General features: G+C 65.2%; 13 protein-coding genes, 1 pseudogene and 1 riboswitch. Of the genes and pseudogenes, 6 read left to right on the plus strand and 8 right to left on the minus strand.

Annotation, left to right across the window (positions count from 1 at the left end; all coding sequences use genetic code 11):
* Positions 1-104: 104 nt before the first annotated feature.
* Positions 105-551 carry a GNAT family acetyltransferase gene (locus AC1Q5S_RS09200; protein WP_303835902.1) on the minus strand — a complete coding sequence of 149 codons (447 nt, stop codon included), beginning with the start codon at positions 549-551 and terminating at the stop codon, positions 105-107.
* Positions 552-555: 4 nt separating this feature from the next.
* Complete coding sequence (locus AC1Q5S_RS09205) at positions 556-3,300, minus strand: DUF349 domain-containing protein (RefSeq protein WP_303835900.1); 2,745 nt, start codon at positions 3,298-3,300, stop codon at positions 556-558.
* A gap of 953 nt (positions 3,301-4,253) precedes the next feature.
* Between AC1Q5S_RS09205 and AC1Q5S_RS09210 the strand changes: the two genes are divergently transcribed.
* From AC1Q5S_RS09210 to nrdR, 3 genes are all read left to right on the plus strand, one after another.
* Positions 4,254-5,084, plus strand: coding sequence for a lytic transglycosylase domain-containing protein (locus AC1Q5S_RS09210; protein WP_303835898.1), 831 nt, complete (start codon positions 4,254-4,256; stop codon positions 5,082-5,084).
* 52 nt (positions 5,085-5,136) lie between these two features.
* A riboswitch (ZMP/ZTP riboswitch) is annotated at positions 5,137-5,289 on the plus strand.
* 37 nt (positions 5,290-5,326) lie between these two features.
* On the plus strand, positions 5,327-6,571 hold the full coding sequence (gene glyA, locus AC1Q5S_RS09215) for a serine hydroxymethyltransferase (protein ID WP_303835896.1): 1,245 nt from the start codon (positions 5,327-5,329) through the stop codon (positions 6,569-6,571).
* An 18-nt stretch (positions 6,572-6,589) separates the two neighbouring features.
* A complete protein-coding gene (gene nrdR / locus AC1Q5S_RS09220) occupies positions 6,590-7,039 on the plus strand; it encodes a transcriptional regulator NrdR (protein ID WP_026436839.1) in 450 nt (149 codons plus the stop codon).
* A 197-nt stretch (positions 7,040-7,236) separates the two neighbouring features.
* Here the strand turns inward: nrdR and AC1Q5S_RS09225 are convergent.
* From AC1Q5S_RS09225 to AC1Q5S_RS09240, 4 genes and pseudogenes are all read right to left on the minus strand, one after another.
* Positions 7,237-8,471 (minus strand): annotated as a pseudogene (locus tag AC1Q5S_RS09225) (bifunctional metallophosphatase/5'-nucleotidase); the annotation flags it as partial.
* Positions 8,449-8,571, minus strand: a complete 123-nt coding sequence (locus tag AC1Q5S_RS09230; RefSeq protein WP_303835918.1) for a hypothetical protein — start codon at positions 8,569-8,571, stop codon at positions 8,449-8,451. The pseudogene AC1Q5S_RS09225 and the gene AC1Q5S_RS09230, both read right to left, overlap by 23 nt.
* A gap of 15 nt (positions 8,572-8,586) precedes the next feature.
* A complete protein-coding gene (gene aroC / locus AC1Q5S_RS09235; protein ID WP_303835892.1) occupies positions 8,587-9,684 on the minus strand; it encodes a chorismate synthase in 1,098 nt (365 codons plus the stop codon).
* Positions 9,685-9,813: 129 nt separating this feature from the next.
* On the minus strand, positions 9,814-10,269 hold the full coding sequence (locus AC1Q5S_RS09240; RefSeq protein WP_303835890.1) for a CBS domain-containing protein: 456 nt from the start codon (positions 10,267-10,269) through the stop codon (positions 9,814-9,816).
* A gap of 96 nt (positions 10,270-10,365) precedes the next feature.
* On the opposite strand from AC1Q5S_RS09240, the gene AC1Q5S_RS09245 reads away from it, so the two are divergent.
* Both AC1Q5S_RS09245 and AC1Q5S_RS09250 read left to right on the plus strand, forming a co-directional pair.
* Positions 10,366-11,676: an O-acetylhomoserine aminocarboxypropyltransferase gene (locus AC1Q5S_RS09245; RefSeq protein ID WP_303835887.1), complete on the plus strand. Its 1,311-nt coding sequence runs from the start codon at positions 10,366-10,368 to the stop codon at positions 11,674-11,676.
* A complete protein-coding gene (locus tag AC1Q5S_RS09250) occupies positions 11,676-12,485 on the plus strand; it encodes an alpha/beta fold hydrolase (protein WP_303835916.1) in 810 nt (269 codons plus the stop codon). The genes AC1Q5S_RS09245 and AC1Q5S_RS09250 overlap by 1 nt, the downstream gene beginning before the upstream one ends.
* A gap of 62 nt (positions 12,486-12,547) precedes the next feature.
* Here AC1Q5S_RS09250 and AC1Q5S_RS09255 read toward each other — a convergent pair whose 3' ends face one another.
* A complete protein-coding gene (locus tag AC1Q5S_RS09255; RefSeq protein ID WP_303835884.1) occupies positions 12,548-13,933 on the minus strand; it encodes an FAD-binding oxidoreductase in 1,386 nt (461 codons plus the stop codon).
* A gap of 421 nt (positions 13,934-14,354) precedes the next feature.
* The gene (locus tag AC1Q5S_RS09260; protein ID WP_303835882.1) at positions 14,355-15,605 is read right to left on the minus strand and encodes a YihY family inner membrane protein; all 1,251 of its coding nucleotides are present in this window, start codon (positions 15,603-15,605) and stop codon (positions 14,355-14,357) included.
* 144 nt (positions 15,606-15,749) lie between these two features.
* Here AC1Q5S_RS09260 and AC1Q5S_RS09265 point away from each other — a divergent pair, with 144 nt between their 5' ends.
* Positions 15,750-16,160, plus strand: a complete 411-nt coding sequence (locus tag AC1Q5S_RS09265) for a DUF2069 domain-containing protein (protein ID WP_303835879.1) — start codon at positions 15,750-15,752, stop codon at positions 16,158-16,160.
* Positions 16,161-16,163: the final 3 nt, after the last annotated feature.

Genomic DNA, 16,163 nt, shown 5'->3' on the forward strand with positions numbered 1-16,163 from the left:
GGGCACCAATACATTCAAAGGCCGTTGCAACCGCAACGGCCTTTTTGCTTTCCGATCCTGTGGTCGGATGAAAACCCGGTGGTGCATTCCATCCGCACTGGAACCTAAAGGTCGGGAATCAGCCGCTTGCCCAGGCTGAGGGCGTCATCCCGGGCATAGCCCAGCTTTTCATAGAACGCCATGACCTGCACATTGGCGGTGCGCACCAGCACATGGACCTTGGGGCAACCCATGGCCAGCAATTGCCGCTCGACCCGCTCCATGAGGCTGCGGCCAATGGCCAGCCGCTGGCGCCCCGGCGCCACCGCCAGGTAATACACCGAACCGCGATGGCCGTCATACCCCGCCATGGCGGTTCCGACAAGCACCTGCCCACCATCCAGCCCCTGGGCCATGGCCACCAGAAAAAGCCCCGGTTGCACGGCCTGCTTGCGCGCAATGTCCTTGCGGGGATCATTCCAGGGGCGCAGCAGACCGCAGTCGTGCCAGAGCGCCACCGCCGCCGCTTCGTCCTCCATTTCAAAAGGACGTATCTGGAATGCAGTGGTCACCGGGTCACTTGCGCAGCAGGATTTTCAGCACGTTCTGCAGGCGGCGCGCACTGGCAGCATCGTTGGCACTGGCCAGGACACGCGCAGCATCTTGCCCCCAGGTCTGGGCCGGCGCCGGATCGTTGCGGCGCGTGAGCAGCTGCAATTGCAGCATCCGGCGCGCACCGATATGTTCCGCCGGCGTTGGCGCCTCGGCCGCCATCTCCAGCCGGAGCAAGGCCTCGGCAGCGTCGCCTGCGGCAGGGGCGGACAACGCCTGCGACCAGGCAGCACGCACGCCGGCCGTGACCCGGCCACCCAGCTCCTGCGTGCTCGGCAACAGCGCCGCATCGCGCTTTTCCCAGGCCGTCAGCAGCTGCGTCAGCGCTTCACCATGGGCCTGCGCGGCCAGCTTCTTGAGCGCCAGTTGGGCGTGCTCCATGGCTTCGCGCTGGGCGCGGAAAGCCGTGTCACCCAGGCGTGGCCCGCGCTCTTCGTATGCAGGACGATCACCGAAGCGGCCACCACGGTCATTGCGATCGCCAAAATGGCTGTCGGCACGCGGACCGCGGCCACCATCGCGATCACCGCGGCCCTCACGGCGATCACCCGGACGCCCGCCCCGGCCTGGCGCTGCGGGCGCATCCTTCTTCATGCCAGGGCGGTCATCGCCACGCACCGCCACCACGGGGCGCGCGGCCGGCTTGGGAGCGACAGGGGCAGCAGCAGGTGCAGTCACTTCTTCAGCACCTTCTGCTGCGGCCTCTGCAGCTGCATTTTCAGCAGCTTTTTGCGCAGATGAGGCGGGCGCTTCAAGCTGATTTTGTGCATCTTTCTGCGCCGAAGCCACCGCCTGTGCCGCCTGGGCCTGTCCGTGCAGCGCGGCTTCCAGCGCCTGCATGGCGGTGCGGATTTGCTGCGCATCGCCCGTGGCATTGGCGGCTTCCAGCGCCTTGGAGGCCTCCAGCACCACCCGGTCGCGGGCGCTCAGTTCGGTGACCGCCTTCTCCCGGTCTGCCGACTTGCGGTTGAAGGCTTCATCCATCGGCTTGCGGAAGGCATCCCACAGCTTTTGCTCATGCTTGCGGTCCAGCGGCACGGCCTGGGCTTCGGCCTGCCAGCGCTGCTGCAAGGCCTTCACGGCATCAATGCGCAGCGTGGGCGCAGCGCCCAGCGCCACCGCTTCGTCAATCATCGCGTGGCGTCGGGCCAGGCTCTCTTTTTGCGCACTCTCCAGCGGCGCGGCGGCCGCACTGATGGCCTGCTTCCACAGCGGCTGCAGTTCGGCAAAGAGCTTTTCACCCACATGCCCGCCCTCGCGCCAACGGTCGCCAAACTGGTGCAGCGCGCGGTTGATGGCCTTCCAGTCACCGGACGCGGCATGCTCCTGCGCCCACGCCTTGACCTCTTCGATGAGAGCCAGGCGCTGGGCCTTGTGTTCGGCAGCCTCGGTGCGAATCTTGTCCAGCCAGGCTTCGACCACCTTGTGCGCGGCGTTGCACGCCTCATCAAACTTCTTCCACAAGCCGTGGTTGGGCGCGCCGCCCTGGTCCGACTGTTTCCACTGCTCGCGCAACTGGCGCAGTGTTTCCTGCATCTTGCGGCCACCCAAGGCCTGTCCATCGGGACGCTGGAGCAGCGCCTGCGCCTTGGCCACCAGCTCTTCGCGAACCTGGTCCGCGCTCCACCGCTGCCAGCCTTCGAGTTCACCGGCAGCCACCAGCGCGGCATGCACCTGGTGCTCCAAAGGAGTGTCGATGTGCTTGCCATGCACTTTCAGCACCGCGCGCAGCGCAGCAGCGGCGCCCGCACTGGCTTTGCCATGTCCTTCGGCCGTTTCCTTCTCCAGGGTGGCCAGCGCTTCGCGCACCGCCTGCATGGCCTGCTCCTGCACTTGCGGGTCCACCTTGGGGCGCGCCGCGCGGGCCGGCTTGGCCGCTGCGGCTGCGGCCGCCTCCATGGGCAAACCACGGGCAGCACGCAGCTCGTCGGCCCACACGGGAACGGGAGGCAACGCGGCAGCCGTGTCTGCAGCAGCCGCAGCAGCTTGCGCCACGGCAGGCTGGAATGCGTCCCACACGACCAGCAGCTGCGTGCGCGAGGCCTCCAGCAGGGGCGGAAAGCGCGCCTCCACGCTGACCCAGCTGGCGTCTCCGGTCAGTTCCTGGGCCTGCTCCTGCCAGCGCGCAACGTCGGCACGCAGCAATTCGAGCGCAGCCTGGGCATCTTTCCAGGATTTGGTGGAAAGCACTTCGATTCGCTGGGCGAGCAACACAGCGGCTTCCCGCTGCACCTGAACGCGGTGCTGCAGGTCTTCGATCACTTTCACCCGATCGGCCACCTGCACCTTGAGCAGCGACAGGGGTTCGCGCGACAGAGGCGCGCCGGCCTTGGCCGCATCGCGCTGCCACGCCAGGGCGTCGGCAATATTGAGCTTGGGAGCGGCCAGCAATGCCTGGGCCTTCTCGGCCCATTCGGCCGCAATGACCTCCTGGCCCTTGGCGCGGCGGATTTCATCCAGCCGTTCACGCACCGCACGGGCGGCACCCTTGTCACGCCCGCTCAGTTCTTTGAATACGTCCTGCAGTTGCTCGGGCGCCGGCTGGGATGCGAGCCAGTCACGGATGCGAGCAGCCCGCTCACTGGAGGTGGCGGCCGAAAAAGCGCCACCAGTCAGTGCATCCAGTGGATGCGACTCTTGGGTTTTGGCCGGGGCCGGGTTCACTTCAGGTGCGTCGGACATTTTGCTGCGAGAAAAAAAAGGAAACATGGATCCAATGGATAACGAAAACCGGACAGACTGCGATGGAAAGCGGGCCGTTGGGGCCCTGTCAATGCGCGCCTGCGGGTGAGAAGACTATTTTCGCCGGGTTCCAGCAAAAGACCACACCATGGTCCTGGGCCGCGCATCAGGCAATGATCTGGCGCAAGCCGGTCAGGCCGGCGGACGCAGGCAGGTCGGTCGATGGATTTCATCTCCCGGTACAACGGAATGCACCCAGGAAAACGGTCCCATTATCTATATATATATGCGCAACCAACGAACAGGCCAGCGTGCCCCGACAGCCGCACGCTGACCCTGCACCAACAAGAAAGCCCGGAAAACAGGCCGCATGGCCTGCCCACCGGGCTTGACGGCTGACGCAACGGTCTTTGCCATCGTTTCGCAATCTGGAGATGAAGATCCACATTGCGAGGAGGCAAGGGATTGCCTCCAAGGTTTGCCATAAAAGCAGCATCTGCTGCACCTGGGCACTGCATGCCTTCGGCGGGAGACTTTGCCTTGTCTGGCGATGCCTGAAATCCTCAGGCAGTGCCACCTTAGCAAATTCGTGGGACCGACTCAAATCGCATTCTCAATGGGTCGTGCGAACACGATTGAATCTGACACACGATCGTCACAGAACGTGCTTCAAGATTTCTGTGGAATTGGTAAAAATTGGCCTGTTACTGGGGTTTTTTACAGTTTTTTAATAACAAATTAGTATTAAAAACAAATTTGTTAGTATTGACTTGGCATTTAGTGAACTTCTAGAATCCGCCAGCCCCCAAAAAGGCTGGTAAAAACCCCAACCCGCTGCCGAACCCGGCTAAGTCAGTTCCTCGCTTCGCCTTATGAACGAAGCACGAAATTGATGGCGTACCAATCCAGGTGAGTGACTGAACCGATGCTGTCGTTGACGGCGGCATTGTCTGCAGAGCTCGCCTCAGAAAGGAAGAGCTATGACAGCGTCCGGAAAAATTGTCTCCGGTGTACGAACCTTCGCGACCGACGTGACCGAAGGTTTCCTTGAGATCACCCACAACAGCTTTGCCCTCATCGGGCTGGCCGTCGCCTTTGTCGTCCTGACCCTTGCCGCCCGCCCGGACTTGCGCCAGGCAGGCGAGGAGCAGCTGAGAGACTGGCTGCAGTCCCGCCAGGTGGCCCTGCTGGACATGCCGGTCGAGCTGGATGCCAGCGAGCGCGCAACCGCCACCAATCCCAAAGACCTGCCCAAGGAGCAGGCCGCGGTGGCTTACTGGCTGAGCAAGAAGTACCGCGTTGCGCCAGAGCCCCTGAGCGCGCTGGTGGCCGAAGCCTATGAAACCGGCGCCCGCACCAAGATCGATCCGACCCTGATCCTGGCCATCATGGCCATCGAATCGAGCTTCAACCCCTTTGCCCAGAGCGCTGTGGGCGCCCAGGGTCTGATGCAGGTCATGACGCGGGTCCACACCGACAAGTACGAGAACTTCGGTGGCCATTTCGCGGCGTTCGATCCGGTCACCAACCTGCGCGTGGGCGTGAAGGTGCTGCAGGAATGCATAGCGCGGGCCGGATCGGTGGAAGGCGGACTGCGTTACTACGTGGGCGCGGCCAATCTGCCGGATGACGGTGGCTACGCCGCCAAGGTGCTGGCCGAGCATTTCCGCTTGCGCCAGGTCGCGGGTGGACGCTCTGCCCCCATGAACCCGCCCGCCACCCTGTCAACCCAGGCCCCGGCTCGCACCGTCCCCGTCACCGCGCCCGCCGCTGCGCCTGAAACCGCTGGCGACAAGCTCGCTCTGCTGTAAGGCCCTGCCCCCAGGCGACCAGTGCAGGCGCCCGGTGCTGGTCGGCTACACTAGCGGCGTACGCGACTGGCGATAGGCGCGGCTTCCCGCAGGGGGCCGCCGCTGACGTGGAAACCAGCAAGGACATGCCCCTTGCGAACCACTAGGGAGCGTGCCGCAAAGGCTCAAAACCTTCTGCGTTCCGCCGTTCGCCTGGGCAGCCCCTGTTTCAAGGGACACAAGTTCATAGGACTGCCAATACCATGTACGACCGCAAAACTCTTGTCGAGCAAACCGATCCCGAACTCTTTGCCGCCATCCAGGCCGAAAACAAGCGCCAGGAAGAGCACATCGAGCTGATCGCCAGCGAAAACTATGCCTCGCCCGCCGTCATGTGGGCGCAGGGCACGCAGCTGACCAACAAGTACGCCGAAGGCTACCCCGGCAAGCGCTACTACGGTGGCTGCGAGCATGTGGACGTGGCCGAGCAGCTGGCCATCGACCGCGTCAAGCAGATCTTCGGCGCCGAGGCCGCCAACGTGCAGCCGCACTGCGGCGCCTCCGCCAACGAGGCCGTGTTCCTGGCCTTCCTCAAGCCCGGCGACACCATCATGGGCATGAGCCTGGCCGAAGGCGGCCACCTGACACACGGCATGCCGCTGAACATGTCGGGCAAGTGGTTCAACGTGGTCTCCTACGGCCTCGATGCCAACGAAGCCATCGACTACGACGCGATGGAAAAGAAGGCCCACGAAACCAAGCCCAAGCTCATCATCGCCGGTGCCTCGGCTTACAGCCTGCACATCGACTTCGCCCGCTTCGCCAAGGTGGCCAAGGACGTGGGCGCGATCTTCATGGTGGACATGGCCCACTACGCCGGCCTGATCGCCGCCGGCGTGTACCCCAACCCCGTGCCGCACGCCGACGTGGTCACTTCCACCACCCACAAGAGCCTGCGCGGCCCGCGTGGCGGCATCATCCTGATGAAGGCCCAGCATGAGAAGGCAATCAACAGCGCCATCTTCCCCGGCCTGCAAGGCGGCCCGCTGATGCATGTGATCGCTGCCAAGGCCGTGGCCTTCAAGGAAGCGCTGCAGCCCGAGTTCAAGGCCTACCAGGAACAGGTCGCCAAGAACGCCAAGGTGGTGGCCGAGACGCTGACCGCACGCGGCCTGCGCATCGTGAGTGGCGGCACCCAAAGCCACGTGATGCTGGTGGACCTGCGCGCCAAGGGCATCACCGGCAAGGAAGCCGAGGCCGTGCTGGGCGCAGCCCACATGACCATCAACAAGAACGCCATCCCCAACGACCCTGAAAAGCCGATGGTGACCAGCGGTGTGCGCATTGGCACCCCTGCCATGACCACGCGCGGCTTCAAGGAAGAAGAAGCCCGCGCCACGGCCCACCTGATCGCCGACGTGCTGGACAATCCGCGCGACGAGGCCAACATTGCCGCCGTGCGCGCCAAGGTCAACGCGTTGACGGCCCGTTTCCCGGTCTACGGTTAAGTCCGGCGCACTGCTCCGATGAAGTGCCCCTTCTGCAGCCACCAGGAAACCCAGGTCGTCGAGACCCGGGTGTCGGAAGACGGGGACTTCATTCGCCGCAGGCGCCAGTGCGGCGCCTGTGACAAGCGCTTCACCACCTACGAGCGGCCGGAAGTGAACTTCCCGGCCATCGTCAAGAAGGACGGCCGCCGCATCGAGTACGAGCGCGGCAAGCTGCTCGCCTCGTTCAACCTGGCCCTGCGCAAGCGGCCCGTGAGCACCACCCAGATCGACAGCGCCATCGAGCGCATCGAGGAAAAGCTGCTCAACCTGGGGCAGCGCGAAGTGCTTTCCAGCCGCATTGGTGAACTGGTCATGCGCGAATTGAAGAAGCTCGACAAGGTGGCCTACATCCGTTTTGCCAGCGTGTACCGCAGCTTCGAGGACATCGACGACTTCCGCGCGATGGTCGATGAGGTGCGCAAGTAAATTGCGCCAGATTGAGAGCGTTTGGGTCCAAAGCGCTTCTGCACCAGGCGCTACCAGCCAGCACTTAAATAGCAAACCGTGGATCGATGGCGCCACCACGGAGCCAGCCCGCACCAGGGCAGCGCGTCTTTTTACACGGCGACTCACTATAAAAACAGAGCTCCTGACGCTGGATACGCAAGCGCCAGAGGCACTTTTCACGGATTGGACTCCATGGCCTGCGCACTGCGGGTGATGCGGTTCACCGACGGCGGCGCCACGGGGCCATAGGTGCGGAAATAAGCCTCCAGCGCGTCCAGATCCTGGCCACCACTCCACAGGGCAGGCGCCTGCGCGAACACCGTGAAATTGTCACCGCCGCCGGCCAGATAGTTGCTGAGGGCGACGCGCACGGTGGCCTCATCGGTCAAAGGCCGGCCATGCAGCACCATGCGGCTGATGCGTGCTCCGGCCGGCCGCGAAAGATCGTAGGCATAGGTAAACCCGGCCGACACCGACAGCACGCGCGGCCACGCGGGCGTGTTGGTGCCGCTGTGAAACTGCTGCTCCAGCGCCGTGCGCAACTGGCCCCGGTGAGGGCCTTGACCACCAGATGGTTGCCAAAAGGCTGCACGGCAAACAGCTGCCCGTAGCGTACCAGGCCTTGCTCGTCGGGCACCAGATCGGCGCGCACGCCGCCGGGGTTCATGAAGGAAATCTGCGCCCACCCTGCTCGGACCCTCGCGTGGCGGCCAGCTGGGCATCGGCGGTCAGGTTGCCCAGCGGTGTCTCCAGTGAAGGGCCGGGCTGCCGCAGGACGGCCGCGGTGAGTTGCCCCACGGGCCGCTGCGCCAGCGGCTCGGCCGCCGCACGGTAGGTGTCGATCAGTTGCTGCACCCCCGCGTCGGCGGCAAACACCGGCGCCATCGGCTGGGCGCCCACATGGCCGCGCGGTCCCCGTGAACCCCTCGCCCTGCACGATGACCTGGCGCGCCGTCTTGCGCACCACGCGCCGCGTGCGGGTGTCCACGCGCAGGGCAATGTCGGTGACCAGCGCGCCGTACAGGCCGGCGCTGGTCAGCAGAAACGGGCGCTGCGGATTCACGCTGGCGTAGTCGCACACATAGGCGCGGTGGGTGTGGCCCGAAACCACCACGTCCACGGCAGGATCGAGCCGCGCAAGGATGGGCACGATGTCGCCGCTCAGCCCCGCGCAGCTGGTTTCGGTGATGCCGGCCGTGGTGGCGCCGCCCTCGTGAATCACCACCACGATCACATCGGCGCCCTGGGCCCTCAGTTGCGGCACCAGTGCATTGGCGGTGGTGGCCTCGTCCGCGAACCGCAGGCCTGCCACGCCGGCGGCCGACACCATGGTGGGCATGGCCCGGAGGGTGAGGCCGATGAACCCCACGGTGACCGTGGCGCCCCCTTCATGAAACCGCTTGAGCCCCGATGTCGATGTGCTGCGGCGCCGAGGCCAGCGCGGCACAGCCCGCCAGCAGGCCCGCCGCCATGGCCACTGCCGCGCCACAGCGGTGTAGCCATCGCACCATCGCGGGCATCCGGGTTTAGAGCAACGAAGCCCGGATGGGTGGTACGTTGGCCACCACATCGGCACACTGGGCGCGGTGGCGCAGGGCGTGGTCCATCACCACCAGGGCCAGCAGTGCCTCGGCAATGGGCGCGGCGCGGATGCCCACGCAGGGGTCGTGGCGCCCCTTGGTGATGACCTCGGCGCTGTGGCCGTGGATGTCGATCGACTCGCGCGGGCTGATGATGGAGCTGGTGGGCTTGATGGCAATGCTCACTTCCAGGTCCTGCCCAGTGCTGATGCCCCCGAGCACGCCGCCGGCGTTGTTGCTGCGAAATCCCTCTGGACTCATGGAGTCGCCATGCGTGGTGCCACGCTGGGCCACGCTGGCAAAGCCGGCGCCGATCTCCACGCCCTTGACCGCGTTGAGCCCCATCATGGCGTAGGCGATGTCGGCATCGAGCTTGTCGAACAGCGGCTCGCCCAGGCCCACCGGCACGCCCGTGGCCTGCACGCGGATGCGGGCACCGCACGAATCGCCCGCCTTGCGCAAGGCGTCCATGTAGTTTTCCAGCTGCGCCACATCGGCCACCGGCGCAAAGAAGGGGTTGCCCTGCACATGGGCCCAGCTTTCGAACGGGATGGGCAGCTCACCGAGCTGCGTCATGCAGGCGCGAAACTGCACACCATATTGCTGGGCCAGCCACTTCTTGGCCACCGCGCCGGCCGCCACCGTGGGCGCCGTGAGGCGGGCTGACGAGCGGCCACCACCGCGCGGGTCGCGGATGCCGTATTTGTGCCAGTAGGTGTAGTCGGCATGGCCGGGGCGAAAGCTCTCGGCGATGTTGCTGTAGTCCTTGCTGCGCTGGTCGGTGTTGCGGATCAGCAGGGCGATCGGTGTGCCGGTGGTCTTGCCCTCGTACACGCCCGAGAGGATTTCGACCGCATCGGGCTCGTTGCGCTGCGTGACGTGGCGGCTGGTGCCGGGGCGGCGCCGGTCGAGGTCGGCCTGGATGTCGGCCTCGGCGAGCGGCATGCCGGGCGGGCAGCCGTCGATCACGCAGCCAATGGCCGGGCCGTGGGATTCACCAAAATTGGTGACTGCGAATAGGGTGCCGAAGGTGTTGCCGCTCATGGCGCTGGATTATCCCAGAGCCCGGTGCTTGCACCCGCAATGCAGGCGGTTACCCCCATCGCTTTCAAAAAATAGCTGCAAGCACTTTTGACCAGCAAGCGCTGCAGCCTTAATTCATTCAAAAATGCCTCAAGCCGCCGGACGCGCGTCTTCGTCCGGCCAGTCGCGGATGTAGGCCTTGAGCATCTTGTTCTCGAAGTTCTGGGCGTCCACCACGGCCTTGGCCACGTCATAAAAACTGATCACGCCCATGAGCATCCTGCGGTCCATCACCGGCATGTAGCGCGCGTGGCGGTCGAGCATCATGCGGCGCACCTCGTCCATGTCGGTTTCGAGCGTGCAGGTCAGGGGGTGGTCGTCCATGGCCGAGCGCACCAGCATGCTGCCGACGCCGCCGCCGTTGCGCACCATGGCCTGGATCACTTCGCGAAAGGTGAGCATGCCCACCAGGTCGCCCAGCTCCATGACCACCAGCGAACCTATGTCTTTTTCCGCCATCACGCTCAAGGCGACGGCAATGGTTTCGTCGGGTGTCACGGTGTAGAGGGTGTTTCCCTTGACGCGAAGGATGTCGCTGACTTTCATGGTGTGCTCTCCGAGGACGCGCTGGGCGCAACAGGCTGGTTCTCGGCAAATATAGCCCACAATGCCCGGCTGATCTGACAACCTTGGAGACACAAGATGCCCGGTTACTCCGACCCCGGCTTTGACACGCTGGCGCTGCATGCAGGCGCCGCACCCGACCCCGCCACCGGCGCGCGTGCCGTGCCCATCCACCTGACCACCTCGTTCGTCTTTGAATCGAGCGACCATGCCGCCTCGCTGTTCAACCTCGAACGCCCAGGCCATGTGTACAGCCGCATCAGCAACCCCACCAACGCCGTGCTGGAGCAGCGCGTGGCGGCGCTCGAAGGCGGCGTGGGCTCGATCGCCGTGGCCAGCGGCCAGGCCGCACTGCACCTGGCCATTGCCACGCTGATGGGCGCGGGCAGCCACATCGTGGCCAGCACCGCGCTGTATGGCGGCTCGCAAAACCTGCTGCACTACACGCTGGCGCGCTTCGGCATCGAGACCACCTTTGTAAAGCCCGGCGACATCGACGCCTGGCGCGCCGCCGTGCGGCCCAACACCAAGCTGTTCTTTGGCGAAACCGTGGGCAACCCCGGCCTGGAGGTGCTGGACATCCCCACCGTGTCTTCAATAGCCCACGAGGCTGGCGTGCCGCTGCTGGTGGACTCCACCCTCACCTCGCCCTGGCTCATCCAACCGTTCGAGCATGGCGCCGATCTGGTCTACCACTCGGCCACCAAGTTCCTCTCGGGCCACGGCACCGTCATCGGCGGCATCGTCGTGGATGGTGGCAGCTTCGACTGGGACGGCCCGAAATCAGCCGGCAAATTTGCCGAGCTGACGCAGCCCTACGACGGCTTTCACAACATGGTGTTCACCGAGGAAAGCACCGTGGGCGCGTTTTTGCTGCGCGCGCGCCGCGAGGGCCTGCGCGACTTTGGCGCCTGCATGAGCCCGCACACGGCCTGGCTCATCCTGCAGGGCATCGAAACCCTGCCCCTGCGCATGCAGCAGCACATGCGCAACACCGAAAAGGTGGTGGAGTTTCTGGCGGCGCAGCCCTTTGTGGCCCACGTGGGCCACCCCATGCTGGAGTCACACCCCAGCCACGCGCTGGCGCAAAAACTGCTGCCGCGCGGCGCCGGCTCGGTGTTCAGCTTTGACCTCAAGGGCAACCGCGAGCAGGGCAAGAAGTTCATCGAAACCCTCAAGGTCTTCAGCCACCTGGCCAACGTGGGCGACTGCCGCAGCCTGGTGATCCACCCGGCCAGCACCACGCATTTCCGCATGAGCGACGAGGCCCTGGCCAACGCGGGCATCAGCCAGGGCACCATCCGGCTGTCAATTGGCCTCGAAGACGCCGACGACCTGATCGACGACCTCCAGCGCGCGCTCAAGGCCGCAGAAAAGGCAGGTGCATGATGTACATCGACGTCAACGGCGCCCCCACCTACTGCTACACCGGCGGCAAGGCTTTTGATGCGGCCAAGCCCACGGTGGTCTTCATCCACGGCGTGCTCAACGACCACAGCGTGTGGACCCTGCAAAGCCGCTACATGGCCCACCACGGCTGGAACGTGCTGGCCGTGGACTTGCCCGGCCACTGCCGCAGCGGGGGCGACGCACCGGCCAGCGTGGAGCAAGGCGCTGCCTTTGTGGCGGCGCTGCTCGACGCCCTGGGCATTGAACGCGCCGCGCTGGCGGGCCACAGCTGGGGCTCGCTGATTGCGCTGGAGGCGGCGGCCCAACTGGGCCCGCGCGTGAGCCACCTGGTGCTGGTGGGCACGGCCTACCCCATGAAGGTGTCGCCCGCCCTCATCGAATCGGCGTTGCATGCGCCCGAGAAGGCGCTGCGCAGGGTCAACGTGTTTTCGCGCAGCACGCTGGCACCGCCATCGGGTGCGGGCTTCTGGGTGTTTGGCGCCGGCATGGCGCTGGGCCGCAAGGTGCTGCGCAGCAACCGCGAGGTCAACCTGTTCCACCGGGGCTTCGTGGCCTGCGACAGCTATGCCCACGGCGAGCAGGCCATGGCGCAGGTGCAATGCCCGGTGCTGTTTGCGCTGGGTGCGCAAGACCAGATGACCGCCCCCAAGGCCGCGCAGGGCCTGATCGCCATGGCCCGCAACGCAGGCAAGACTGTGCAGATGGTCAGCCTGCCAGTGGGGCACAACCAGATGACCGAAGCCCCCGAAGGCACGCTGGCGGCCATCCGGGATTTTTTGAACGCATGAGCATGCCGCCTGTTGGATTCCAAAACAGCTCTTTGGCCAACCTGCCCCAGCGAGGATCGCGTTCAGGCGGGTCGGATATTCTGGTTGGTGCTGAACAGGTTGGCGGGGTCGTACTGGCGCTTGATCTGCGCCAGCCGCTCGTAGTTCTGGCCATAGGCCGCCTTCACCCGGTCGCTCTCATCGTCGGTCAGAAAATTGACATAGACACCGCCGCTGGCATAGGGCGCCGAGGCCTTGAAGAAGTCGCGCGCCCAGCCCATGCCGCGCGCGTCATCGGCCGAGTCGTCCCAGCGGCCGTGAACATTCATGACGAAGCGGGCATCCCGGTGGGCATAGGCGGCGGCATCGGGCGCAGGCTCGGTGGTGGCGCCGCCAATGGCACCGAAAAATATCTCGCACTGGGAGGACGGCAACCTGGCGATGTAGTCGATGACAGCATCGAACAGTCCGTCCTTGAGTTCCGAAAAATTGTGTGACTTCCAGTAGTTGCGTGCACCGGGCGTGAGCAGCGGATCAAAGGCTTTTTGCCAGGCCACGTAGGGCATCACGTCGACATGGGAGCCAGCCGGTGTGCCAAAGCGGTACAGCGGCTCGACCAGCGCTTTTCCCTGCGCCGGGTCGCCGTTGTAGAGCAGCGCCAGCACGACCACCTCTTTGCCATGGACGCTTTCGGGCAGGAACGGCAGCGGTGGCGCCTTGCGCAGAACGACCCAGACCGACAGTTCGTCAGGCGCCTTGTCCATGAATTCGCGGTACTGCTGCAGCACCCGTTTTGCCTCGGCAATCGGAAACACGATCAGCCCAGCCAACAGATCCGGGCCGACGGGATGCAAGCGGAACTCGAAGCGCGTCACCACACCAAAATTGCCGCTGCCGCCGCGCAGCGCCCAGAACAGGTCTGGATGCTCGGTGGCGCTGGCGTGCAGCACCTCGCCCGCCGCCGTCACCACTTCGGCCGATTCCAGGTTGTCGATGGTCATGCCGTATTTGCGGCTGAGCCAGCCAAAGCCGCCGCCCAGCGTGAGGCCGGCGACGCCGGTGGTGGAGTTGATGCCCAGCGGCGTCGCCAGGCCGTGGGCCTGGGTGGCGGCATCAAAATCCGCCAGTGTGGCACCGCCTTCGATGGTGATGCGGCGCGCGTCGGCATCCACCTGCGCCGCCCGCATCTCCGACAGATCGATGACGATGCCGTCGTTGCACAGCGCGCTACCAGCAATGTTGTGACCACCGCCGCGCACGGCCAGCGGCAAGCCCTGGTCGCGCGCAAAATTCACCGCATGCACCACATCCGCGGTGGTCGTGCAGCAAACGATGGCTGCAGGGTGTTTGTCGATCATCGCGTTCCAGACCTTGCGCGCGGCTTCGTAGGCATAGTCATCCGGAAGAATCACCGGACCCTGAAGCCCCTCTTTCAGCGCCCGCACCTGCTGGGTTTGCAAATTTTTCATGACTTTCTCCTTCGCTGCGGCTGAATTCGCCCCTTGCACAAAGGATGGAGAAAGACCGACCGGTCGCTCCTGATCAGTTGCGTGAGAAATTTACCGCTGATGGGGTTTAGCACTACGCCGCAGCCCTTGCAAGGCAATCCGCCCTCTGGAATAAAGACTTACTTGATTTACCAGCTCCTGCTCAACAGGTTCATGGGTCATTTTTCCAAAATGCAGCCTGCGAGCCAGAACCCATTGTTCAGGCGCCGCCAGCAAGGCCCGCAGAAACCCATGAAACGGCAGCTGGATGCACCCGGCAGTGCCACGATGGGCCGGCCAGGCCAGCGCAACGACGCAGAACACCTTGACCGGACAGCTGCGCACTTCGCAGTTGAATACGCGGTTCAGTCACGATCCGGCGCTTTTCCATCAGCGCTAGCAGCTATTCTTTTGGAAGCACATCCGACAGATGCAACTGCGCCAACCCGGCGCTGCCCCACAGTGGCTCCAGGCGGTCGGTGCGGTCGAGCAGCAGGCGCTGCAGCAGGGGCTCCAGCAGCGTTCTGTCGGGATCGGCCAGCAGCACATAGCGCGGCTCGGCGTCTTCGGCGGCGCTCTGCGCCGGGTCGCTGGTGCGCCCCACCCAATCGAGCGCTGTCACGGCATCGAGCACCGGCGCCAGCTGCAGCACATCCACGCGCAGCAGTTGCGCCAACTGGCTGGCACGCAGGCCTTTGCCGATGTGGCGGCGCGCGCGCTGCAGCTCCTGCAGCACCTCCACCGCCAGCTGAAAGGTCCAGCCCGGCACCTTGCCGCGCCGCGCCACACCGGCCAGCAGGCTGGGCAGGTAGGCCACCACCACCGCCCCCAGCAGCACGATGACCCACGCCACGTAGATCCAGACCAGCAAGATGGGCAGCGTGGCAAAGGTGCCGTACACCACCGAATAGGTCGGAACCTTGCCCAGGTAGATGGCCAGTACCTTCTTGGCCAGCTCGATGCACACGGCCACGAACAGGCCGCCGGCCCAGGCGTGGCGCCACTTCACGGGCGTGTTGGGAACATAGTGGTACAGCGCCGCCATGCCGGCTGCCAGCACGAAGAATTCGATGGAATCGAACAGCAGGCGCACGCCGTCGGGCACGGCCCGCACCAGCCCGCCCGAGGCCGACATCACATACGAGGTGAGCGCCAGGCTGGCGCCCAGCACCACGGGCCCCAGCGTGATCGCGGCCCAGTAGATCAGCACCCGCTGGCCCAGCGGCCGCAGGCGCCGCACGCGCCAGATGTTGTTGAGGGTGCGGTCGATGGTCAGGATCAGCGCCAGCGCCGTCACCAGCAAGATGCTGAAGCCCGCCACCCCCAGCCGACTGGCCTGGGCCGCGAACTGCGTGAGGTAGCCCAGTACCTGGCGCGAGATGCTGTCGGGCACGAGGCTGTCCACCAGCCAGCGCTGCAGCACCTCCTGCAGCTTGCCGAAGATGGGAAACGCCGTGAACACGGCCAGCGCCACCGTCACAAATGGCACCAGGGCCAGCACGGTGGTGAACGTAAGGCTGCTGGCGGTCAGGCCCAGGCGGTCTTCACGAAAGCGCTCGCGCAGCGTCTGGGCGGTGGTTTTCCAGGGAAAGTGCGACAGCTCGGCCAGCAGCGCCTGCAGCCGCTGGACCACGGTCTGTGGGGTCAAGGACATGGCCGATATGATCCTGGGGCCGCCAGGTGGATGAAAAAACGCTGCATGGACGCTGCCGATTGGTGCTGAGATCGAGCGCACATTGTGGCCCCAACCGCCTGGCTTGAGCGCAATCCGCGCCACCCCCTCCCGACCACCTATTCCATGAATTCATCCCGCCCCTCTCCTGACAACGCCGTTGCCGCCACCCGCTGGCTCGCCGCGGGCAGCCTGCTGGCGCTGATCGCCCTGTGCCTGGCCTGGGAGCTGGTACTGGCCCCGCTGCGCCCCGGCGGCTCTTGGCTGGCGCTCAAGGCACTGCCGCTGTGCATTCCGCTGGCTGGCATCCTTAAGAACCGCATGTACACCTACCGCTGGGTCAGCCTGGTGATCTGGCTTTATTTCATCGAAGGCGTGGTGCGCGCCTGGGGCGACGCCCGCCCCGGCTCCTGGCTGGCGATGGGCGAGATCGTGCTGTGCGTGGTGCTGTTCACGGCCTGCACGCTGCATATACGGCTGCGCCAGCGCAATGCCCGGGCGCAGGCCAATGCCGACCCTGCAACCAGCGCGCCCTGAGAT

The sequence above is a fragment of the Acidovorax sp. GW835-FHT14B10 genome, assembly GCF_058793725.1.

Coding starts and splice junctions, on each gene's coding strand:
- AC1Q5S_RS09205 (WP_303835900.1), bottom strand. CDS start 3,300: ATGTTTCCTTTTTTTTCTCGCAGCAAAATGTCCGACGCACCTGAAGTG.
- AC1Q5S_RS09210 (WP_303835898.1), top strand. CDS start 4,254: ATGACAGCGTCCGGAAAAATTGTCTCCGGTGTACGAACCTTCGCGACC.
- glyA (WP_303835896.1), top strand. CDS start 5,327: ATGTACGACCGCAAAACTCTTGTCGAGCAAACCGATCCCGAACTCTTT.
- nrdR (WP_026436839.1), top strand. CDS start 6,590: ATGAAGTGCCCCTTCTGCAGCCACCAGGAAACCCAGGTCGTCGAGACC.
- AC1Q5S_RS09230 (WP_303835918.1), bottom strand. CDS start 8,571: ATGGTGCGATGGCTACACCGCTGTGGCGCGGCAGTGGCCATGGCGGCG.
- aroC (WP_303835892.1), bottom strand. CDS start 9,684: ATGAGCGGCAACACCTTCGGCACCCTATTCGCAGTCACCAATTTTGGT.
- AC1Q5S_RS09240 (WP_303835890.1), bottom strand. CDS start 10,269: ATGAAAGTCAGCGACATCCTTCGCGTCAAGGGAAACACCCTCTACACC.
- AC1Q5S_RS09245 (WP_303835887.1), top strand. CDS start 10,366: ATGCCCGGTTACTCCGACCCCGGCTTTGACACGCTGGCGCTGCATGCA.
- AC1Q5S_RS09250 (WP_303835916.1), top strand. CDS start 11,676: ATGTACATCGACGTCAACGGCGCCCCCACCTACTGCTACACCGGCGGC.
- AC1Q5S_RS09255 (WP_303835884.1), bottom strand. CDS start 13,933: ATGAAAAATTTGCAAACCCAGCAGGTGCGGGCGCTGAAAGAGGGGCTT.
- AC1Q5S_RS09260 (WP_303835882.1), bottom strand. CDS start 15,605: ATGTCCTTGACCCCACAGACCGTGGTCCAGCGGCTGCAGGCGCTGCTG.
- AC1Q5S_RS09265 (WP_303835879.1), top strand. CDS start 15,750: ATGAATTCATCCCGCCCCTCTCCTGACAACGCCGTTGCCGCCACCCGC.